The organism is Microbacterium sp. NPDC008134 (genome assembly GCF_042957055.1).
GTDB lineage: Bacteria > Actinomycetota > Actinomycetes > Actinomycetales > Microbacteriaceae > Microbacterium.
Window position 1 is genome coordinate 1,181,693 of sequence record NZ_JBIBHO010000001.1, and the last position, 20,458, is coordinate 1,202,150.

Here is a 20,458-nt window from a genome sequence, read left to right on the forward strand (position 1 = left end):
GCGATTCGGTCGTGACCCGACCTGGCGCTGTGCGCCGTGCGATCGCCCGCTCCGATGAGATCAGGTTCCAAGGATGACTGACCGGCTCGGAGCGAGACGAGACAGACTACGGGCAGAAACCCCAAGGAGGTCCGCGTGAGTGCAGCGGCAGACCAGCAGGCCACGGCGAAGCTGACGATCGGTGACACGACCGCCGAGTTCCCCGTGCTGCAGGGCACGGCGGGTCACAACAGCATCGACTTCTCGACGCTGACCCGTCAGACCGGTTACACCGGGCTCGACTACGGGTTCGTCAACACCGCGTCGACGAAGTCCGACATCACCTTCATCGACGGTGACAAGGGAATCCTGCGCTACCGCGGATACCCGATCGAGCAGCTCGCCGGCCGCACCAGCTACCTCGAGGTCGCCTGGCTCCTCATCTACGGCGAGCTCCCCTCGGAGTCCGAGCTGGCCGAGTTCGACGAGAAGATCCGTCGCCACACGCTGCTCCACGAAGACCTCAAGCACTTCTTCTCCGCGCTGCCGCACACGGCGCACCCCATGTCGGTGCTCTCGTCGGCCGTCGCCGCTCTCTCGACCTACTACGAGGGGCAGACCGACCCGCACAACCCCGAGCACGTCGAGATCAACACGATCCGCATGCTCGCGAAGCTTCCCGTGATCGCGGCCTACGCGCACAAGAAGAGCGTCGGGCAGGCCTTCCTGTACCCCGACAACTCGCTCGGATTCGTCGAGAACTTCCTCAAGCTCAACTTCGGCGTCAACTCCGAGCCGTACGAGATCAACCCGGTCATGTCGAAGGCCCTCGAGCTGCTGCTGATCCTCCACGAGGACCACGAGCAGAACGCCTCGACCTCGACCGTGCGTCTGGTGGGCTCGACCGGCGCGAACCAGTTCGCCTCGGTGTCCGCCGGCATCCAGGCCCTCTCCGGGCCGCTGCACGGCGGCGCCAACGAGGCCGTGCTCACGATGCTCGGCCAGATCCGCGACTCGGGCCAGAGCGTCTCGCGCTTCGTCGAGCGGGTGAAGAACAAGGAAGAGGGCGTGAAGCTGATGGGCTTCGGGCACCGGGTCTACAAGAACTACGACCCGCGCGCCAAGCTCGTCAAGGATGCGGCAGACGAGGTGCTCGCCTCGCTCGGCGTCACGGATCCGCTGCTCGACCTCGCCAAGGAGCTCGAGGAGATCGCGCTCGCCGACGACTACTTCCGCGAGCGTCGCCTGTACCCGAACGTCGACTTCTACACCGGCGTGATCTACAAGGCGATGGGCTTCCCCACTCGCATGTTCACGGTGCTGTTCGCGATCGGTCGTCTGCCGGGCTGGCTGGCGCAGTGGCGCGAGCTGCAGCTCGACCCGCAGACCAAGATCGGCCGTCCGCAGCAGCTGTACACCGGCTCGCCGGAGCGTTCCTACCCGACCCGCTGAGCCGCCGTCGCGATGGCCGTCGTCAGTGCCGAGGCGTTCGTGCCGGTGGACCCGGCGACGGCGTTCGCGGTCTCTCAGACGACCGGAGCGGTGCGTCGACGCTGGGACGGTTTCATCAGCGAACAGCACTTCCTCGACGGTGCCGAGCATCCGGGCAAGGGCGTTCGCACGTTCACGCGCCAGCGGTTCGGCCTGTCGATGGTGAGCCGCTACGTCTCGTATGCGCCGCCGACCAACGTGGGGATGGTCATGGAGACCGGCCCCTGGTTCTTCGAGAAGCTGGGCGGAGGCTGGCGCTTCGTCGCCACCGAGGACGGATCCGGAACGATCGCGACCTGGAAGTACAACTTCTCCTGTCGGCCGGCGTGGCTGGCGCCGCTGGCGGAGCGCATCGGCCGGATGATCCTCGGATTCGAGATCCGACGTCGCCTCGCAGGTTTCGTCGCCGGATGCACGGACCCCGAGGTCATCCGTTCTGTGCGGAACGGGACCCCGGGGTCATAGGACGCGTGCGGATGCTGCGGGTCAGCGTCCCTGAGAGCCGCGACCGCCCTGGCGGGACTGACCACCCTGGCCGCCACCCTGACGGGACTGACCACCCGGACGACCCTGGCCGCCCTGGCGGGCGAAACCGCCGCTCTGGCTCTGGCCCTGTCCGCCGCCCGAGCGGCGGCGACGACGGGCGGGCGGGGTGGCAGCACCGCTGCGCTCGCCGCCGGCGGGACGCTGCTTGGGTGCCTGGCGCTGGGGAGCCTGCACCGGAGCGGGCCGCACGTGCGGTGCGCGCTCCGGGACGAGTTCGGTCACGGCGCCGGCGGTGAGATCCTCCAGCGGGGCGGTGATCGCCGCCTTGCGGAGCAGATCCTTGACGTCGCGGCGCTGCTCGGGGAGCACGACCGTGACGACGGTGCCGGCGGCACCGGCGCGGGCCGTGCGGCCCGAGCGGTGCAGATACGCCTTGTGCTCCATGGGCGGGTCGACGTGCACGACCAGGTCGACGTTGTCGACGTGCACGCCGCGGGCCGCGACGTCGGTCGCGACCAGCACGCGCACGCCGCCGTCGGCGGGGTCGGAGGAGAAGGCGCCGAGGTTGCGCTCGCGGGCGTTCTGCGAGAGGTTCCCGTGCAGGTCGACGGCGGGGATGCCCGCGGCGGTGAGCTGCTTGGCGAGCTTCTTCGCCTGGTGCTTCGTGCGGGTGAACAGGATGCGGCGGCCGGTGCCGGACGCGAGGTCGCGCACGAGGGTCGTCTTGTTCTCCGTGGAGTCGACGACGAGCACGCGGTGGGTCATCTCGCCGACCGGCACGCTGGCCTCGTCGACCTCGTGGCTCACCGGGTTCGACAGGAATCGGCGCGCGAGCGTGTCGATCCCGCGGTCGAGCGTGGCGCTGAAGAGCAGACGCTGTCCGCCGGCGGGGGTCGCGCTCAGGATGCGCGTCACGCCCGGCAGGAAGCCGAGGTCGGCCATGTGGTCGGCCTCGTCGAGGACCGCCACCTCGACCTCGCTGAGGCGCACGATCTGCTGCTTCATGAGGTCTTCGAGGCGGCCGGGGCAGGCGACGACGATGTCGACACCGCCGCGGAGCGCCTGCTCCTGCGGGCGCTGGCTGACACCACCGAAGACGGTGGTCACGCGCAGGCCGGCGGCCTCGGCGAGAGGCGCGACGGTCGCGGCGATCTGGGTCGCCAATTCACGGGTCGGTGCGAGCACCAGGCCACGGGGGAGACCCGAGCGGCGCTGCTTGCCGGACGCGGCGAGGCGTGCGACGAGCGGGAGAGCGAAAGCGATGGTCTTGCCGCTGCCGGTGCGGCCGCGGCCGAGCAGGTCGCGCCCTGCGAGCGAGTCGGGGAGGGTGTCGCGCTGGATCGCGAACGCCTCGGTCTTGCCGGAATCGGCGAGGACGGCGGCGAGTTCGGCGGGAACGCCGAGTTCGAGGAAGGTGGGCATGGATGACTCCGTCCGTGCGTGAGAGAAGACACGCACGATAGTGGGCTGAGGTGGGCGACGGCGCTCGCAGGGGGCGTGCGCATCGGTTCGCCGTGCGAAAGGCCAGCAGATCGCTGGTGATGGGAGCCGGGTGACTCGCTTCGGTCCTCAGAGACCCCGTGACGACGACGACGTTGGCGAGCTCGTGCTCGGGCAACAGGCACAGTCTATCAGCGCCCGCCTGGCGACGGCCGCAGGTGGGGATGACCGCGCGTCAGGCGTGCAGCGCCTCGTTGAGGGTGACTCCGACGCCGGCGCGACGGACGGCCTCGACCGCGCCGCTGATCGAGTTCCGGCGGAACAGCAGCCCGTTCTGCCCCGACAGTTCGGCGCCCTTGACGCTCGTGCGGGTGCCTTCGGTCGTCACCGAGCCGTCGACGAGCACGATCTTGGTGCCCGCGGTGACGTAGAGGCCGGCCTCGACCACGCAGTCGTCGCCCAGCGAGATGCCGATGCCGGCGTTCGCGCCGAGGAGTGTGCGCGATCCGATCGAGACGCGGTGCGAACCGCCACCCGACAGCGTGCCCATGATCGAGGCGCCGCCGCCGATGTCGCTGCCGTCACCGACGATGACGCCCTGCGAGATGCGCCCCTCGACCATCGAGGCCCCGAGGGTTCCCGCATTGAAGTTGACGAAGCCCTCGTGCATCACGGTGGTGCCCGGAGCGAGGTGGGCACCGAGGCGCACGCGCGACGCATCGGCGATGCGCACGCCCTGCGGCTGGACGTAGTCGGTCAGGCGGGGGAACTTGTCGAGCCCCTGCACCTGGATGCCGGCGCGCTGGAGCTGCGGGCGGAGCCGGGCGGCATCGGCGGGGAGCACGGGGCCGGCGTTCGTCCACGCGACGTTCGGAAGGTGCCCGAAGATGCCGTCGAGGTTGAGGTCGTTCGGGCGCACGAGCAGGTGCGAGAGCGCGTGCAGGCGCAGGTACGCGTCCGCGGTCGAGGCGGGGGCGGCGTCGAGGTCGATCTCGAGCCGCACGAGGTCGACCGTGACGTTGCGCCGGGCGTCGGGCCCCGTGAGTCCGTCGAGGTCGGGCGCTGTATCGGCGGGCACGGAGCCGGTGCCGAGGGCGGAGTACCAGGCGTCGAGGACCGTGCCATCGCCGGCGATGGTCGTGAGTCCGATTCCCCATACGGTGCGCGCGTCAGTCATGCCTCCACGCTACCGGCTCCGGGGAGGCGATCCCGCCCCTGTGACCGCCGTCCCGCTTCGGTGCGGCGAGGTCATAGGCTGGGGGCATGGTGCTCGATCTGACCGCATCCTCCCTCGAGCTCACGCGCGCGATCTGCGACATCGCGAGCGTGTCCGGAGACGAGAAGACCCTGGCCGACGCGATCGAGCAGGCGCTCGCCCCGCTCGACCATCTCGAGGTGATCCGGCACGGCAACACGATCGTGGCGCGGACCGATCTCGGCCGCGCCCAGCGGGTCGCGATCGCCGGGCACATCGACACCGTCCCGATCAACGACAACCTGCCCACCCGGCTGATCGACGTCGATGGGGAGCCGTACCTCTGGGGCCGCGGCACGGTCGACATGAAGGCGGGCACGGCGGTGCAGCTGAAGCTCGCCGCGGAGATCACCGACCCCGCGGTCGACATCACCTGGATGTGGTACGACAACGAGGAGGTCGAGGCGTCCAAGAACGGACTCGGTCTACTCGCCGCCGTGCGTCCCGATCTCTTCGCCGCCGACTTCGCGATCCTCGGGGAGCCCTCCGACGGCGAGGTCGAGGGCGGATGCAACGGCACCATGCGCGCGATCGTGCGCACGAGCGGTGTCCGCGCCCACAGCGCGCGTGCGTGGGTCGGAGAGAACGCCATTCACCGCGCGGCCCCCATCCTCACCCGCCTCGGCGAGTATCGGGCGCGCGAAGTGCTGGTCGAGGGTCTCCTGTACCGCGAGAGCCTCAGCGCCGTGCGGATCAGCGGCGGCGTCGCGGGCAACGTCATCCCGGACGCCTGCGAGGTCGAGATCAACTACCGGTTCGCCCCGAGCAAATCGGCGGCGGATGCCGAGGCCCATCTGCGCAGCGTGCTGGCGGGCTTCGACCTCGAGGTCACGGATTCTGCCGAGGGTGCACGTCCCGGTCTCGACGCGCCGATCGCGCAGCAGTTCGTGGCCGCCGTCGGCGCGGAGCCCCGTCCCAAGTACGGGTGGACCGATGTCGCCCGGTTCTCGGCTCTCGGCATCCCGGCCGTGAACTACGGACCCGGCGACCCCCACCTCGCGCACCACGACGAGGAGCGCGTCCCCGTCGCGCAGATCGATGCCGTCGAGCGGGGCCTGCGGGCGTGGCTCGGCTCGCACTGAGCGCCGCGCGTCGGTGGGCGCAGACGCCGCTGCCGTTGCGCATCGCCGTCGTCTACCTGCTCGCCCGACTCGTCACGACGGGCTTCTTCCTGCTCGCGGCATCCGCCTCGACCTCGCTGTCGCGCTTCGGTGCTGACGCCGGACTCGTCGATTTCGTGCTCGGCTGGGACGCGCAGTGGTACTGGCTCGTCGCGGAGAGCGGGTACCCCTCGACCCTCGAGCTGACCGACGCAGGGACCGTCGTCGAGAACCAGTGGGCGTTCATGCCGGTCTTCGCCTACGCCGCGAAGGCCATCGGATTCCTCTTCGGCTCCTGGGGCGTCGGTGCGTTCCTCCTGTCGTTCACAGCGGGCTACCTCGCGTGCCTCGCGCTGCACCGGCTGCTACGCGACCGGATCGGGTCGTCCGCGGCGCTCTGGGCGGTGGTGTTCTTCGCCGCGGGGCCACTCGCCGCGATGTTCCAGGTGGGATACGCCGAGACGCTATTCCTGCTCCTGCTCTTCCTGGCGCTGGATGCGGTGATCCGGCGCCGGTACGTCTGGCTGTACCTCTTGATCCCGGTCATGGCGTTCACCCGCCCCGGCATCCTCGCGTTCGCCCTGTTGCTCGGACTGCACGGGATCGCCCGCTGGGTGAACCGTCGCCGCGAGCCGCTGGCGACCGTGGAAGTCGTGCACATCGTCGCGACGGGGGCACTGGCCACCGTCGCCGGGTTCTCGTGGCAGGTGATCGCCGGTCTCGTCACCGGCGACATGGGGGCCTACCTCGCGACCGAGCTCGCCTGGCGGCAGCACTGGATCAGCGGGGGAGTGGCCGGATTCGTGCCCTTCGAGGGCTGGATCCAGGCCGCGCAGTTCTGGTTCGCGCAGTGGGGGATGCCGGCGTGGGTGGGTCCGATCGGACTCGTCGTCCTCGTCGTGGCGACGGGGCTCGTACTCCTGCGCTCGCCGCAGGTGCGGGCGCTCGGGCTCGACCTCCGGCTCTGGAGCGCGAGTTATCTGCTGTACCTCCTCGCCGTGTTCTTCCCGCAGTCGAGCACTTTCCGGCTGCTCCTGCCGCTCAGTCCGCTCTGGGGCGCGGTGGCGGTGCCGCGCTCGCGCGTGTGGCGGCTGAGCGTTCTGGTGCTGTGCCTCGTGGGGCAGGGTGTCTGGATCTTCTTCATGTACGGCCTCGGGAACACGTTCTGGCAGGTGCCGTGAACATGAAGAATCGATGCATTTCTTCACAGGTGACGCTCAGGTCGCGGCGACACCGATAAACTCTTCCCATACCACCGAGGAAAGGAAGCCGCGATGGCAGCGATGAAGCCGAGGACCGGGGACGGCCCCATGGAGGCCGTGAAAGAAGGACGACTCATCATCGTGCGCGTTCCGCTCGAAGGAGGAGGCCGTCTGGTCGTCTCCGTGAACGACGCCGAGGCCAAGGAGCTTCACGACGTGCTGGCCGCCGTCGTGGCACCGGCCTGAGCCACCCCGATCCGTCTCGACGGGTCATACCGAAGGAGGCGGCGGATCATCGGATCCGCCGCCTCCTTCGTCTGTTCCGGGACGTCAGTCGCGCTCGGCGACGCTGATCAGCTGCAGAAGACCTTCGCCTGCGGGGGAGACGGTGGCGAGCACGGCAGAGGATTCCTGCGTCTCCTGGATCAGCGAGCGGTACCCCGTGGTGATCTCGTCGCGCTGCACCGGATCGGCCACGCGGCCGCCGGCGAGGACGCGGGGGACGAGCACGATACCGCCCCGGCGCACGAGGCGCAGGCCGTGTTCGACGTAGTCGATGACGTTCTCGGGGTCGGCGTCGACGAGCACGATGTCGTAGGCGTCCTCGTTCATGCGCGGGAGCACATCGGCGGCGCGCCCCGTGATGAAGCGCGCGCGTGTCGCGGGGATCTTCGCGTCGGAGAAGGACTGCCGGGCCGCGGCGAGGTGCTCGGGCTCGTTGTCGATCGAGGTGAGCACAGCCTGCGGTGCGCCACGCAGCAGCCAGAGGCCGGAGACACCGGCACCCGTGCCGATCTCGACGATCGAACGGGCGGCGGTCGCGGCGGCGAGCACCGCGATCTGCGAGCCCACGGCGGTGCTGATGGGCGCCGCGCCCAGCTCGACACCGTGCGCCCGGGCGCGGGCGATCGCTTCGGGTTCCGTGAGGGACTCACGGATGAAACGTGCGTTCGCGTCGTGTTCGCTCATGACCTGATCCTCCCGTCCACGCTGTGACTCCTCCCAGCGTATTGGCTCGGTGCGCACGAGGAGTGCAGGCACGGCGGTAGCCTGGACAGATGCAGTTCGGGTTGACCTTCGAGAAGCTTCTGCTGATCGGTCTCATCGCGGTGCTCATCGTGGGTCCCGAACGCCTTCCGCGCATGGCCGAAGGTTTCGCCAAGGTCGTGCGCCGCGCCGGGGAGTACCTCCGCGACACGCGTACCCGTGTGCGCGATGAGATGGGCCCGGAGCTCGATGACGTCGACTGGCGCAAACTCGATCCGCGCCAGTACGACCCGCGCCGCATCATCCGCGACGCGCTGCTCGAGGAGCCGGCTCCTCCGGCGCACCCGATGGCAGCCGCCGTCATCGCCGAACCCGAGCCGCGCACCCCGCCGCAGAGATTCACGCCGGGCGAGCTGCCGCCGTTCGACCTCGAAGCCACCTGACCCGATCCGGCGGACGGCCGGGGCGATTCAGCCGATCGACATCGGCAGCGGGCGTCCGGCCAGTCCGCGTCCGCGCCCGGCCAGGGAACGGGCGAGGGATCGGATGGCCGTGGCCGCGGCGTCCGTCTCGTCATCCCGCACGACCGGGGCACCCGCATCCCCGCCGGCGCGCAGAGCCGGGCTGAGAGGGATCGAGGCCAGGAGCGGGACGTCCGTGCCGTCCGTCGACAGCGCCTCCGCGACCGCCGCGCCACCGCCCGCACCGAACAGGTCGACCACGGTGCCATCGGGGAGGGTGAGCCCCGCCATGTTCTCGACCACCCCGATCACGCGCTGACCGGTCTGGCGGGCGACGAGCCCGCTGCGGATCGCGACCTCGGCCGCGGCCGCTTGCGGGGTCGTCACCACGAGCACCTCGGCATGCGGCAGCAACTGGCCGATCGAGATGGCGATGTCGCCCGTGCCCGGTGGCATGTCGATGAGCAGCACGTCGAGGTCGCCGAAGTGCACATCGGTGAGGAACTGCGACACGGTGCGGTGGAGCATGGGGCCACGCCACGCGACCACGCCCTCGCCCTCGCGCAGGAACATCCCGATCGAGATCGTCTTCACCCCGTGCGCGACCGGCGGCAGCATGAGGTCGTCGATGCGGGTCGGCTGCGTCCCCGCGGGGATGCCGAGCAGTCCGGGGATCGAGAAACCGTGCACGTCCGCGTCGACGAGGCCGACCGCCAGGCCGAGGTCGGCGAGGGCGACGGCGAGATTCGCGGTGACCGTCGACTTGCCGACTCCGCCCTTGCCACTGGAGACCAGGATCACGCGGGTGAGGGAGTCCGGGCCGAACGGCATCTGCCGGGGTGGTCTTCCATCGCGCAGTTTCTCGGTCAGACGCTTGCGTTCCTCGGGCGTCATCACCCCGACCTCGACGTCGACGGCGTCGATGCCGGGAACGGATGCCGCGGCGCGGCGCACGTCGGACTCGATCTTGTTCGCGGCGGGGCAGCCGACGATCGTCAGGACGATCCCGACCGTCGCACTGCCACCCTCCACACGGATGTCGCGGACCATGTCGAGGTCGCCGATCGGTCGACGGAGCTCAGGATCGGACACCGCGGCGACGGCACGCCGGACGTCATCGGCGGACGTCATGCGCGCGGGCGACGCGGAGGCCTCGTCGCGACCGGCCCCGTGGCCGGTGAGGAGGAGGCCTGCGGGGTCTCGGCTTCCGCGTCGTGGTCCTCGAGGTCTGCGAGCAGCGCCTTGAGCTCCTGACGGAGCACATCGCGCGTGACGACGTGCGAGTTGCGCTCCTCGAGCGCCATGCGGAGCGCGACGATCTCTCGGGCGAGGTACTCGGTGTCGGCGAGGTTCCGCTCCGCGCGCTGACGGTCCTGCTCGATCTGAACCCGGTCGCGGTCGTCCTGGCGGTTCTGCGCGAGCAGGATCAGCGGCGCGGCGTACGAGGCCTGCAGGGACAGCACCAGGGTCAGCGCGGTGAAACCGAGGGCGGCGTCGTCGAATCGCAGGCTGGTCGGCGACATCGTGTTCCACACGATCCACAGGATGCAGAACAGACTGAGGATCAGCAGGAACGCCGGAGTGCCCATCGCGCGAGCGACCCACTCGGTGAACCGCCCGAAGCGGTCGCGCGAGGTCGGGCGCTGACGGGTCGTGCCACGCCCGAGTGGCGCGTCGAGGCGGGGGGAGCGGGCCATCAGCGCACCTCCGTGGTCTTGTCGTCCGACACCTCATCGACGTCGTGCGTACGCCAGTCGTCCGGCAGCAGGTAGTCGAGCACGTCGTCGACGCTGATCGCGCCGACCAGACGGTGCGCGGCGTCGACGACCGGGAGCGAGACGAGGTCGTAGCTCGCCAGCAGGCGGGCGACCTCGGCGGCGGAAGCCGTGGCGGACACGGGTTCGAGGCTGTCATCGACGATCGCGCCGAGGCGCTCGTGCGGCGGGTAGCGCAGCATCCGCTGGAAGTGCACGACCCCGAGGAGTCGGCCGGTCGGCGTCTCGAACGGGGGAAGGGTCACGAACACGGCGGCCGCGAGGGCGGGGTGCAGTTCGTGCCGGCGGATGAGCGCGAGCGCCTCGGCCACCGTCGCATCGGCCGAGAGCACGATCGGCTCGGGGGTCATCAGCCCGCCGGCGGTGTCAGGGCCGTAGCGCAGCAGCATCCGGACGTCCTCGGCCTCCTCGGGCTCCATGAGTTCGAGGAGGTGCTCCAGGCGGGTCGGCGGGAGTTGAGCGAGCAGGTCGGCCGCGTCGTCCGGTTCCATCTGGTCGAGGATGTCGGCGGCGCGCTCGTCGCCGAGTCGGTCGAGGATGTGCACCTGCTCGTCCTCGGGCATCTCCTCCATGGCGTCGGCGAGACGGTCGTCCGACAGCTCCTCGGCGACCTCGATCATGCGCTGCTGCGGAAGATCGAGGAGGGTGTTGGCGAGGTCGGCCGCGTGCAGCTCGGAGTACGACGCGACCAGCTGCTCGGCGGACTGCGATTCTCCGGGAGCGCGCTGCTCGACGACTTCGTTCCAAGCGGCGAACGTCGTCGACCCCTTCGCGAACGGGGAGGCGCTGGTCTTCGGCTTGCGGAGGAACAACTGGCTCACGGCCCACTCGCCGAGGCGGTTCGGCTCGATGGCGACGTCTTCGATGACGGCCGTTCCGCTGCCGTCGGCGAAGCTGACGCGGCGGCCCAGCATCTCCGCGAGCACGCGCACCTCGCCGGCGCGCGGCGAGAACCGGCGCACGTTGATGAGACCGGTGCTGATGACCTGACCGGAGCGGATCGAGGTGACCCGACCGATCGAGAGGAAGACGTGGCGTCGGCCCGGGATCTCGACCACGAGTCCGATCACACGGGGCGCCGCGGTACTTCGGTACACGATGACGACGTCACGGACCTTGCCGAGCCGGTCGCCCACGGGGTCGAAGACGGCGCAACCGGCCAGGCGCGCGGCGAATACCCGTTGTGTGCTCACTCCACCAGCGTAGTCCGCGCGGCCCCGCTCGTCCCCCGGATCGGTGCTCCGAGGACGCGCACGACGAGGCGTGGGACAATGGGCGGATGAGCATGCTCAACCGCCCCGTGAACAGCACCGACACCGGCGAGATGGTCGCGTCCACCCGTGAGTACGAGACCGCGCAGAAGACGGTGTCCACGCTGATCGCCGCCGAGATCCCCGCCCGCGACATCGCGATCGTGGGCCAGGGCGTCCGCACGGTCGAGCGCATCACCGGCCGTCTCGGCTACGCGACGGCTGCGCGCTCCGGCGCGATCAACGGCGTGCTCATCGGACTCTTCCTCGCGGCGATCCTCATGATCGGCAACCCCGAGGTCCCGATCCAGCTGTTCCTCGGATTCCTGCTCATCGGAGTGGCGATCGGAATGATCCTCAGTCTCGTGACCTTCGCGATCGTGCGCCGCCGCCGCGATTTCGCGAGCGTCACCCAGCTCGCCGCCGACCACTACGAGGTCACCGTGCAGCCGGCGTCACTGGCGAAGGCGCGGCAGGCGCTGGGAACCGCGCGTCAGGCACCGGTGCGTCCGCCGGTCGATCTCGACGAGCCCCCGCGTTACGGCGAGCGGATCACGCCGGGAACCCCGGCCCCCGGACAGACGCCCGCGCCCACCGGTGAGCCGGTCATTCCGCCGCGTCCGGCCGATCCGGCGGCTCCCGGAGCCGATGCTCCGGTCGCGCCGAAGAGCCCGGAGCCCACCGGCGACGAGTCGGGCTCCTCAGCGAAGCCCGCCGCGGGCGAAGGCGACGCTCCCGCTACGGGTTCACCCGAGCCCGCCTGATGCCCGACACCGAGCGCTCGACGTTCGAGGTCGCCCTGCCCGCGGGACCCGCACCGGTGTCGGTCGCGCGGACCCGGGGGACCACCGGGACGACGATCCTGATCGCCCACGGGGCCGGTGCCGGAATGGATCACCCGTTCCTGACCGGACTCGCCGAGGCGCTCACCGCGGCCGGATTCTCGACCGCACGCTTCAACTTCCCCTACGTGGAGGCGGGGCGACGGATGCCCGGACCCGCCGCTCACGCGATCGCCGCGTGGCGTGCTGCGGTGGCGGCGGAGCGCGAGCTCGATCCGTCGGCGCGCCTCATCGCCGCCGGGAAGTCCTACGGCGGGCGCATGGCCTCGATGGCCGTCGCGGAGGGACTCGACGTCGATGGCCTCGTCTACCTCGGCTATCCGCTGCACCCGCCGGGGGCTCCCGAGAAACTGCGCGCCGAGCATCTGCCGGCGATCGCCGCACCGCAGCTGTTCATCGAGGGCTCGAACGACCCGTTCATCCAGCCGCTGACGCAGTTCGAGGAAGTCGTCGCGACCTGCCGGGATGCGCGCGTCGCCTGGGTCGACGGCGGAGGGCACAGCTTCGAGGTGAAGGGGCGCAAGCGTCCGGCATCCGATATCGGTGCCTCGCTCGCGCCCCTCCTCGTGGACTTCGTCGCCGGGATCTGACTCCCGCAGCCTCAGCTCTGGACGCGCGCGATCCAGGCTTCGATCTCGTCGGCCGTGCGCGGGATGCCGGCGGAGAGGTTGACGGGGCCGTCCTCGGTCATGAGGATGTCGTCCTCGATGCGCACGCCGATCCCGCGGAGCTCGGCGGGCACGGTGAGGTCATCGATCTGGAAGTACAGGCCGGGCTCGATCGTGAACACCATGCCCGGGGCGACGATGCCGTCGTAGTACATCTCGCGGCGGGCCTGAGCGCAGTCGTGCACGTCGATGCCGAGGTGGTGCGAGGTGCCGTGCACCATGTACCGGCGGTGCTGGCCTCCGGCATCCGCGTCGAGGGCCTCCTCTGCCGTGACCGGTAGCAGGCCCCACTCCGCGACGCGTGCGGCGATCACCGTCATCGCCGCGGCGTGGATGTCGCGGAAACGCACGCCGACCTTCGCGGCGGCGAAGGCGACGTCGGCCGCCTCGCGGACCGCTTCGTAGACGCGGCGCTGCACCTCGGTGAACGTGCCGGAGACGGGCAGTGTGCGGGTGATGTCGGCGGTGTAGAGGCTGTCGGCCTCGACACCGGCATCCACGAGGATCAGATCGCCCGGCACCACGGCGCCGTCGTTGCGGGTCCAGTGCAGGTAGCAGGCATGGGGGCCCGAGGCGGCGATGGTGTCGTATCCCTCGCCGTTGCCGTCCTCGCGGGCGCGGCGGTGGAACACGCCCTCGACGACGCGCTCGCCGCGCGTGTGCGCAACGGCGGACGGGAGTTCGCGGATGATGTCGTCGAACCCGGCGGCGGTGATGTCGACGGCACGGCGCATCTCGGCGATCTCGAAGTCGTCCTTGATGAGGCGCAGCTCGGAGACCACTCGCGTCAGCGTCTCGTCCTCGTCGAGCACCAGCTCGCCGGAGGCCGGTGCGAAGTCGGCCAGGTGCGCGGTGGTGAGAGCGAGGTCGGCCGCGACGCCGCCCAGGGAGGGGCGTGGCCCGATCCAGAACTCGCCGACGGTGGCATCGGCGTAGAACTCGGTCGTGGTGCGGTCGGCGCGCTCGCGGAAGTACAGGGTCACGTCGTGGCCGTCGTCGGTCGGGTCGAAGACGAGCACCGAGTCGGGCTCCGTGTCGGATGCCCAGCCGGTGAGGTGCGCGAACGCGGAGTGCGCGCGGAACACGTAGTCGGTGTCGTTGCTGCGCTGCTTGAGCGAGCCCGCCGGGATGACCAGGCGCTTGCCGGGGAACGCGGCCGAGAGGGCGGCCCGGCGCGTGGCGGCATAGGGTGCCTGCTCACGGGCGGAGGGAAGCGTCTCGGGGCGCTCGGCCCACCCCGTCGAGATGGTGTCGAGGAAGCCCTGCGGGAACGGCTGCTTGCGATTCGTGTTGCTGTTCTCGACGACGGGTTCGGCGATCGTGTCGCGTTCTGCTGCGGTGCTCATCCCCCCAGTCTCTCACCCGGGGGTGGGCGGTGCCTCTCAGCCGGCCGGCTCGAGCTGCACGACGAGCGCACGGTGATCGCTGCCCCCGGCGTCGTCGAGCACCACCGATCCGGTGGGCGTCCAGTTCTGCGAGGCCATGACGTGGTCGATCGGCGCGCCGGCCAACGAGGGCAGCGAGCTCGGCCAGGTGCCGACGACGCCGTTCCCGGTGCGCGAGGCGACATCGCGGCAGTACCCGATGTCACCGCCCTCGACGCCGAGGCCGGCCATGTGATCGATCGTCGCGTTGAAGTCGCCGGCGAGGATGAAATCGCCCGCGGGGCACTGGTCCGCGATCCACTCGAGGTCGGACTGCCACTGCTGCATCTCTTCCATGCGCGGGGCCACGGCGTGCACGGCGACGACCGTCGGCCCGGTCCCGTCGACGGGCATCAGTACGACGCTCGGCACCGACCCGGTGTTGCTCGAGCCGTCCTGCGACGACTCGATGACCGAGTACTCCCCGAGATCGGGAGAGACGAGGACGGTCGTCTGCCAGGACTGCGGACCGTCGGGGACTTCGGGTCGGAACTGCACGTGGTGCACCCACATCGGATGCCCCTGCTCGCGCAGCATGAGTGCGATCCGTTCGCCCACGGCCTCGGTCGTCTCGGGGAGCGCGACGATGTCGGCTCCCTGGTCGAGGATCTCCTCCGCGATCCGATCGGCCGACACGGCTTCTCCGGCGGTGTTCCAGGTCAGGACGCGGATGCTCGTCTCCGTGCTGTCGGGCAGTCCGGTCGTACCGAATCCGCGCGTCGCGCCGATGATGCCGGTCGCCCCGGCTCCGAGCAGCGCGACGATGAGGATCGATGCGGCGAATCCGCGGAGCGGGCGGGCGAGGAGAAGCAACAGCGCGAGGAGCGCGATGACGACGAAGATGCCCAGCACCACCCCTCGCGCCGCGACGATCTGCGCGAAGGGATAGGTCTGCTCCAAGCGGAAGAACTGCGGCCACACCACGACGGCCGTGGTGGCGGCGAACAGCACGGTGATCAGGATTCCGAGGAGGCGAAACATCCCCTCCAGCCTAGGAGCGCCGCCTGTGAAGTCCCTGCCGCGACAGGCGGTCGCCCTACGCGTGCGCCCCGCGTGCGCCCCGCTCGGTACGCTCGGAGGATGGCCCCTGAGCACTCCCGTCGATTCGTCGGTCCCGCCGACCTGCACCTGCACTCGAATCACTCCGACGGAACCGAGGCGCCGGCCGAGGTCGTGCGTCAGGCGCACGCGCACGGGCTGCGCACGATCGCGCTCACCGACCACGACCGCACGACGGGATGGGACGAGGCCGCCGACGAGGCCTCGGCGCGGGGGATGACCTTCCTGCCGGGGATGGAACTCTCGGCGAAGCACGAGTGGCGCAGTGTCCATGTGCTGGGCTACCTGTTCAATCCGGACGACGCCGCGCTCCGCGCCGAGACCGATCGCATCCGCGGCGACCGGATCGGTCGGGCGGAGCGGATCGTCCGCAGCATCGGCCGCGACTACGACCTGCGGTGGGACGACGTGCTCGCCCAGACCACCCCCGACGCGACGGTCGGTCGCCCGCACATCGCCGATGCGCTCGTCGCCCGGGGGATCGTCCGCGATCGCACGGAGGCGTTCGACGGCATCCTGCACCCGCGGGAGGGGTACTACGAGCCGCACTACGCACCCGACCCCCTCACCGCCGTGCGACTCATCACGGATGCCGGGGGAGTGGCGATCATCGCCCATCCCGTGACCTCCGGCCGCGACCGGATGATGCCGATGCCGTTCCTGGAGCGGCTGATCGATGCGGGGCTCGGCGGGTTCGAGATCGATCACCGCGAGAACACCGAGGCGGGGAAGGCGCTGCTGCGCGAACTCGCTGCTCGACGCGACCTCATCGTCACCGGCTCCAGCGACTACCACGGCAGCGGCAAGCCGAACCGGCCGGGTGAGAACACCACGAGCGATGAGATGGTCGAGCGGTTGATCGCGCGCGCCACCGGTACCACACCGCGCTATCCCTGACCGGGTTTCCCGGGATACTGGCGGTCGACTCCCGGGGCTCTCGCGAACGTCGTCGGTACGCTCGCCCGATGCAACGCGCCACCTCGCTCGAACGCCGCATCGACGCGGCCGCCCACCGTCTTCTCCGGGACGCCCCGGCCGGCGGCATCCGTGCGTTCCTCGTCGAGTTCGCCGTGTTCGTGCTCAAACAGGCATGGGCCTGCATCTTCGGCGCGGCGCTCCTGGTCGTGATCGTCGCGGCGCGGCTCTGGTACCCGGATGACGCTCTCGTCGCCCGCAACGACGCCCTCACGATCGCCGCCGTCCTCATCCAGGTCGCGATGCTGGTCTTCCGGCTCGAGAGCGGGCGCGAGCTGTGGGTCATCCTGCTGTTCCACGTCACCGGAACGGTGATGGAGTTGTTCAAGACCGACGTGGGGTCGTGGGCGTATGCCGCCGACGGCATCCTCCGGATCGGCGGGGTGCCGCTGTTCAGCGGCTTCATGTACGCCGCGGTCGGCTCCTACATGGTGCGCGTCTACCGCCTGTTCGATCTCGGTTTCACACGCTACCCGCGGCGCTGGGTCACGGCGATCGTGGCCGCGGCGATCTACGTGAACTTCTTCGCGCACCACTACTGGTGGGATGCGCGCTGGGTGCTCCTGGTGGGGGTGCTCGTGCTGTGGCTGCCGACGGTCATGCACGCACGGGTCTGGCGGCGGACTTTGCGGATTCCCCTCCTGCTCGCTTTCGCGGGCGTCGCCGTCTTCATCTACTTCGCCGAGAACATCGGCACGCTGGCCGGAGCCTGGGCGTACCCGGATCAGGTCGACGGCTGGCAACCCGTGTCGCCGAGCAAGCTCGTGTCGTGGTTCCTGCTCATGATCATCTCGGTCGTGCTCGTCACCTGGGTGTATCCGCCGAAAGTACCGGCGCGGCTCCGCGCGGGGAGATGAAAGGGGGCGGATGCCGCAGCATCCGCCCCCTTCTCGGAAAAACTCAGGCGCCGGTGACCGGTGCCGCCCCGGCTCCGCCGGAACCTCCGCGCCGACGGCGGCGACGACGGGCCGGTGCCGGCTTTCCGTCGTGGTGCTCCTTGCCGGCGCCGTCGTGCGTACCGGCGCCCTCGGCACCGCGATCAGCGACCGGGGCGCTGTCAGCCGCACCGGAAGTCGCAGGAGCGGTGCCCTCGGCGAACGTCGAGCCCACCGGGGTCGATCCTCCGCGACGGCGGCGGCGACGACGGGTGCCCCCCGCCGAGGTGCCCTCGGCCGCGGCATCCGCAGCGCGCTCCGGGCGCGGGGCGCGCGGGGGACGGGTCGACTCCGCCTTCGGAGCCGAGACGAGTCGACCCTTCGTACCGGCGGGGATGCCGAGATCCTCGTAGAGGTGCGGGCTCGACGAGTAGGTCTCGAGCGGCTCGGGCTGGCCGAACTCGAGGGCGCGGTTGATCAGCGCCCACTTGTGCAGGTCCTCCCAGTCGACGAACGTGACCGCGATGCCGGTCTTGCCCGCGCGGCCCGTACGACCGGCGCGGTGCAGGTACGTCTTGTCCTCGTCCGGGATCGTGTGGTTGATGACGTGGGTGACGTCGTCGACGTCGATGCCGCGCGCGGCCACGTCGGTCGCGACGAGGACGTCCTTCTTGCCGGCCTTGAACGCGGCCATCGAGCGCTCGCGCTGATCCTGTCCCATGTCGCCGTGGACGCCGCCGACGTTGAAGCCGCGGTCGCTCAGCTCGTCGACCAGGCGCTGGGCCGCACGCTTGGTGCGGGTGAAGATCACGGTCTTGCCACGGCCCTCGGCCTGCAGGATGCGGGCGATGACCTCGTCCTTGTCGAGGGAGTGCGCCCGGTACACGAGGTGCTTGATGTTCGCCTGCGTCAGGCCCTCATCGGGGTCGTTCGCGCGGATGTGGATCGGGTTCGTCATGAAGCGACGAGCAAGCGCGACGATCGGGCCGGGCATCGTCGCCGAGAAGAGCTGGGTGTGGCGCACGGCCGGCACCTTCGAGAAGATCTTCTCGATGTCGGCGAGGAAGCCGAGGTCGAGCATCTTGTCGGCCTCGTCGAGCACGACCTCGGTCGCGTTCGACAGGTCGAGCAGGCGCTGGCCTGCGAGGTCGATCAGGCGACCCGGCGTGCCGACGACGATCTGCGCGCCGGCCTTGAGCTGGTCGATCTGGCCCTCGTAGGCCTTGCCGCCGTAGATGGCGACGACGCTGGTCGCGCGATTGCTGGTGAGCAGATCGATGTCCTCGTACACCTGCACCGCGAGCTCGCGTGTCGGCACGACGATGAGGGCCTTCACGCCGGGCTCGGGGTCGAGGCCCAGGCGCTGCACCACGGGGATGCCGAAGCCGAAGGTCTTGCCGGTACCGGTCTTGGCCTGGCCGATGATGTCCTGGCCCGGGAGGCCGAGGGGGATGGTCTGCTCCTGGATGGGGAACGCGTCGACGATGCCCTTCGCGGCGAGTGCGTCGACGATGTCCTGATCGATCCCGAGATCGGAGAAAGTAGTCACTGTATTCAGATTGCCTGTCCGGCGGTCGTGCTCAGACCGCCACGTTAACGATCCACGCCGTCTCTTGTGCCACAGGCGCGGGCCCCGCTCCGACGGCGGGGACACGCCCAGCCTACCGGAGGGGGCCGGAACGCCCGAGGAGGGCCTCGCCCCCGGGTATTGTGATCGTCGTGGCGAACTCGGTAGGGAGACCTCGTGGTTAAGTGGTTCTGGCAGCGCGATGAGGCGCCGCGACGCACGCTCTCCCTGCGCAGTCGAGGCGATCAGGGGGATGCGACCCGCGTCGACTTCGCCGATCTCGCGCCCGAGCTTCCGCGCTTCCTCGGTCAGGCCGCGTACCTTCAACTGGGCTACTTCGAGACGCTCACGCGCCTGATCCGTGCGACGCCGGAGCTCTCCGAGAAGGAGGCGCTCTCTCGAGCGGCCGGTGCGGCGCTGACCAAGCATCGCGGCATCGTCGAGGTGATCGCCGAGCGTGGCGACGACCCGACGCAACTGATGCTCCCGTTCCGGGAGAACCTCGACGCCTTCCGTCGCAAGACGATCGGCGCGCGGCCGCGGGAGACGCTCCTGGCGGTCTACATCACCGCGGGGATGCTCGACGACTTCTATCTCGCCCTCGCGTCCAGTTACGGCGAGACCGGTCGGCGCATCGCCGAGATCCTGCGCGAGGACGACGCCCGGCACGAGATCGTCTCGATCATCCAGGAGACGATCGAGAGCGACGAGGAGTGGCGCTCGCTGCTGTCGATGTGGGCGCGGCGTCTGGTCGGCGACACGATCCTGGTCTGTCGCTCGGCGCTGAAGCCCGAGGTCTTCGTGGCCCCCGACGACGAGCGCATCGAGCCCGTGTACACCGAGCTGATGGGCGCGCACGCGCGTCGGATGGACGCGATGGGCCTCGCCTCCTAGGAGGCCTGCGTGCGGTCGCCCCTGGGCGGGGCAACCGCATCGGGCGATCCGGTCAGATGCCGAGCGCTGCGCTCTTCGCCGCGTCGGAGCGGCGACGAGCCGCGACCAGCACGAGGGTCACGACGACCGCCACGGCGACGCCGCCGAGGATGCTGGCGAGCCACAGCCACACGTTGTCCTCGGCGAGGCCCGCCCACTGCAACCCCGTGTACAGAGCCGCGGCGACGACCGTCGCGATGCCCGGGGTCAGTGCTGCGCCGCGGAGGTCGCGGCCGTCGATGAGGAAGTGCGCGGCGATGCCCAGAGCGCAGGCGGCGACGAGAGCGAGGAGGATGTACATCGCGATCAGGCGACGAAGCCGACCCGGCGCGACTCCTCGGTGCCCAGCTCGATGTAGGCGAGGTTCGCGGTAGGGACGATGTACGAGTTGCCCTTGACATCGCTGAAGCTCAGGTGCGCGGTGCTCTGGTCGAGCGCTGCCGCGACCTGGGTGCGGATCTCTTCTGCGGCGGTGGCGGTCTCGAAGCTCAGCTCGCGGCCGGTGTTGATGATTCCGATGCGGATTTCCACGCGTACTCCTTGGAGTGTCAGGACGATGTCGTCGTCCGAGGTCTGCGCCAACTCTACCCCGCGGACGCACCGCCGGATCGGCGGGCGAGAGCGGTTTCGCCGTGAGCGCACACCCGCCCGGCCCGCCGCGGGACGCGATGTCGGAGCACGCCGCTAGC

The 20,458-nt window shown here is 70.1% G+C and carries 22 protein-coding genes; 11 read left to right on the forward strand and 11 right to left on the reverse strand.

All coding sequences use genetic code 11. The features are described 5' to 3' along the window. Nucleotides 1-135 precede the first annotated feature (135 nt). The gene (locus ACFY9N_RS05515; RefSeq protein ID WP_391477313.1) at nt 136-1,431 is read left to right on the forward strand and encodes a citrate synthase; all 1,296 of its coding nucleotides are present in this window, start codon (nt 136-138) and stop codon (nt 1,429-1,431) included. A gap of 12 nt (nt 1,432-1,443) precedes the next feature. Next, nucleotides 1,444-1,935 (forward strand): SRPBCC family protein, encoded by a 492-nt coding sequence (locus tag ACFY9N_RS05520; protein WP_391477314.1) that lies wholly within the window; start codon nt 1,444-1,446, stop codon nt 1,933-1,935. A gap of 21 nt (nt 1,936-1,956) precedes the next feature. Here ACFY9N_RS05520 and ACFY9N_RS05525 read toward each other — a convergent pair whose 3' ends face one another. Together ACFY9N_RS05525 and dapD are read right to left on the reverse strand one after the other, a co-directional pair. Then, nucleotides 1,957-3,378: a DEAD/DEAH box helicase gene (locus ACFY9N_RS05525; protein ID WP_391477315.1), complete on the reverse strand. Its 1,422-nt coding sequence runs from the start codon at nt 3,376-3,378 to the stop codon at nt 1,957-1,959. Between the two features lie 253 nt (nt 3,379-3,631). Continuing rightward, the gene (gene dapD, locus ACFY9N_RS05530) at nt 3,632-4,573 is read right to left on the reverse strand and encodes a 2,3,4,5-tetrahydropyridine-2,6-dicarboxylate N-succinyltransferase (RefSeq protein WP_391477316.1); all 942 of its coding nucleotides are present in this window, start codon (nt 4,571-4,573) and stop codon (nt 3,632-3,634) included. An 86-nt stretch (nt 4,574-4,659) separates the two neighbouring features. On the opposite strand from dapD, the gene dapE reads away from it, so the two are divergent. From dapE to ACFY9N_RS05545, 3 genes are all read left to right on the forward strand, one after another. Then, nucleotides 4,660-5,733, forward strand: coding sequence for a succinyl-diaminopimelate desuccinylase (gene dapE, locus ACFY9N_RS05535; protein WP_391477317.1), 1,074 nt, complete (start codon nt 4,660-4,662; stop codon nt 5,731-5,733). Beyond that, nucleotides 5,715-6,932: a hypothetical protein gene (locus ACFY9N_RS05540; protein WP_391477319.1), complete on the forward strand. Its 1,218-nt coding sequence runs from the start codon at nt 5,715-5,717 to the stop codon at nt 6,930-6,932. Before dapE ends, ACFY9N_RS05540 begins: the two co-directional genes overlap by 19 nt. 93 nt (nt 6,933-7,025) lie before the next feature. After that, entirely contained in the window at nt 7,026-7,199 is a 174-nt protein-coding gene (locus tag ACFY9N_RS05545) for a DUF3117 domain-containing protein (RefSeq protein WP_017203323.1), read from the forward strand. An 84-nt stretch (nt 7,200-7,283) separates the two neighbouring features. Here ACFY9N_RS05545 and ACFY9N_RS05550 read toward each other — a convergent pair whose 3' ends face one another. Continuing rightward, complete coding sequence (locus tag ACFY9N_RS05550; RefSeq protein WP_391477321.1) at nt 7,284-7,922, reverse strand: O-methyltransferase; 639 nt, start codon at nt 7,920-7,922, stop codon at nt 7,284-7,286. 89 nt (nt 7,923-8,011) lie between these two features. Here ACFY9N_RS05550 and ACFY9N_RS05555 point away from each other — a divergent pair, with 89 nt between their 5' ends. Further along, complete coding sequence (locus tag ACFY9N_RS05555; RefSeq protein ID WP_391477323.1) at nt 8,012-8,383, forward strand: Sec-independent protein translocase TatB; 372 nt, start codon at nt 8,012-8,014, stop codon at nt 8,381-8,383. 27 nt (nt 8,384-8,410) lie between these two features. Here the strand turns inward: ACFY9N_RS05555 and ACFY9N_RS05560 are convergent, their stop codons facing one another. Genes ACFY9N_RS05560 through ACFY9N_RS05570 form a run of 3 tightly spaced genes read right to left on the reverse strand, consistent with a single transcriptional unit; the run spans nt 8,411 to nt 11,369 of the window. After that, nucleotides 8,411-9,532, reverse strand: a complete 1,122-nt coding sequence (locus ACFY9N_RS05560; RefSeq protein WP_391477324.1) for an Mrp/NBP35 family ATP-binding protein — start codon at nt 9,530-9,532, stop codon at nt 8,411-8,413. Next, nucleotides 9,529-10,098, reverse strand: coding sequence for a DUF1003 domain-containing protein (locus ACFY9N_RS05565; protein ID WP_391477325.1), 570 nt, complete (start codon nt 10,096-10,098; stop codon nt 9,529-9,531). The genes ACFY9N_RS05560 and ACFY9N_RS05565 overlap by 4 nt, the downstream gene beginning before the upstream one ends. Next, the gene (locus ACFY9N_RS05570; protein ID WP_391477327.1) at nt 10,098-11,369 is read right to left on the reverse strand and encodes a magnesium transporter MgtE N-terminal domain-containing protein; all 1,272 of its coding nucleotides are present in this window, start codon (nt 11,367-11,369) and stop codon (nt 10,098-10,100) included. The genes ACFY9N_RS05565 and ACFY9N_RS05570 overlap by 1 nt, the downstream gene beginning before the upstream one ends. Nucleotides 11,370-11,455: 86 nt before the next feature. On the opposite strand from ACFY9N_RS05570, the gene ACFY9N_RS05575 reads away from it, so the two are divergent. Then, nucleotides 11,456-12,190, forward strand: a complete 735-nt coding sequence (locus ACFY9N_RS05575; protein ID WP_391477328.1) for a general stress protein — start codon at nt 11,456-11,458, stop codon at nt 12,188-12,190. Next, entirely contained in the window at nt 12,190-12,858 is a 669-nt protein-coding gene (locus ACFY9N_RS05580) for an alpha/beta family hydrolase (RefSeq protein ID WP_391477329.1), read from the forward strand. The genes ACFY9N_RS05575 and ACFY9N_RS05580 overlap by 1 nt, the downstream gene beginning before the upstream one ends. Nucleotides 12,859-12,869: 11 nt before the next feature. On the opposite strand, the gene ACFY9N_RS05585 is transcribed toward ACFY9N_RS05580, so the two are convergent. Further along, nucleotides 12,870-14,282, reverse strand: coding sequence for an aminopeptidase P family protein (locus tag ACFY9N_RS05585; protein WP_391477331.1), 1,413 nt, complete (start codon nt 14,280-14,282; stop codon nt 12,870-12,872). A gap of 36 nt (nt 14,283-14,318) precedes the next feature. Beyond that, nucleotides 14,319-15,341, reverse strand: a complete 1,023-nt coding sequence (locus ACFY9N_RS05590) for an endonuclease/exonuclease/phosphatase family protein (RefSeq protein WP_391477332.1) — start codon at nt 15,339-15,341, stop codon at nt 14,319-14,321. A 99-nt stretch (nt 15,342-15,440) separates the two neighbouring features. Here ACFY9N_RS05590 and ACFY9N_RS05595 point away from each other — a divergent pair, with 99 nt between their 5' ends. Both ACFY9N_RS05595 and ACFY9N_RS05600 read left to right on the forward strand, forming a co-directional pair. Then, entirely contained in the window at nt 15,441-16,316 is an 876-nt protein-coding gene (locus ACFY9N_RS05595; RefSeq protein ID WP_391477333.1) for a PHP domain-containing protein, read from the forward strand. A 68-nt stretch (nt 16,317-16,384) separates the two neighbouring features. Continuing rightward, a complete protein-coding gene (locus ACFY9N_RS05600; RefSeq protein WP_391477334.1) occupies nt 16,385-17,251 on the forward strand; it encodes a DUF817 domain-containing protein in 867 nt (288 codons plus the stop codon). 43 nt (nt 17,252-17,294) lie between these two features. Here the strand turns inward: ACFY9N_RS05600 and ACFY9N_RS05605 are convergent, their stop codons facing one another. Beyond that, complete coding sequence (locus ACFY9N_RS05605; RefSeq protein ID WP_391477336.1) at nt 17,295-18,818, reverse strand: DEAD/DEAH box helicase; 1,524 nt, start codon at nt 18,816-18,818, stop codon at nt 17,295-17,297. A 195-nt stretch (nt 18,819-19,013) separates the two neighbouring features. Between ACFY9N_RS05605 and ACFY9N_RS05610 the strand changes: the two genes are divergently transcribed. Next, on the forward strand, nt 19,014-19,730 hold the full coding sequence (locus ACFY9N_RS05610; protein WP_391477337.1) for a ferritin-like fold-containing protein: 717 nt from the start codon (nt 19,014-19,016) through the stop codon (nt 19,728-19,730). A 52-nt stretch (nt 19,731-19,782) separates the two neighbouring features. Here ACFY9N_RS05610 and ACFY9N_RS05615 read toward each other — a convergent pair whose 3' ends face one another. Together ACFY9N_RS05615 and ACFY9N_RS05620 are read right to left on the reverse strand one after the other, a co-directional pair. Beyond that, nucleotides 19,783-20,070, reverse strand: coding sequence for a hypothetical protein (locus ACFY9N_RS05615; RefSeq protein ID WP_391477338.1), 288 nt, complete (start codon nt 20,068-20,070; stop codon nt 19,783-19,785). 5 nt (nt 20,071-20,075) lie between these two features. Next, the gene (locus tag ACFY9N_RS05620) at nt 20,076-20,300 is read right to left on the reverse strand and encodes a DUF3107 domain-containing protein (RefSeq protein WP_391477339.1); all 225 of its coding nucleotides are present in this window, start codon (nt 20,298-20,300) and stop codon (nt 20,076-20,078) included. Between the last annotated feature and the right edge of the window lie 158 nt (nt 20,301-20,458).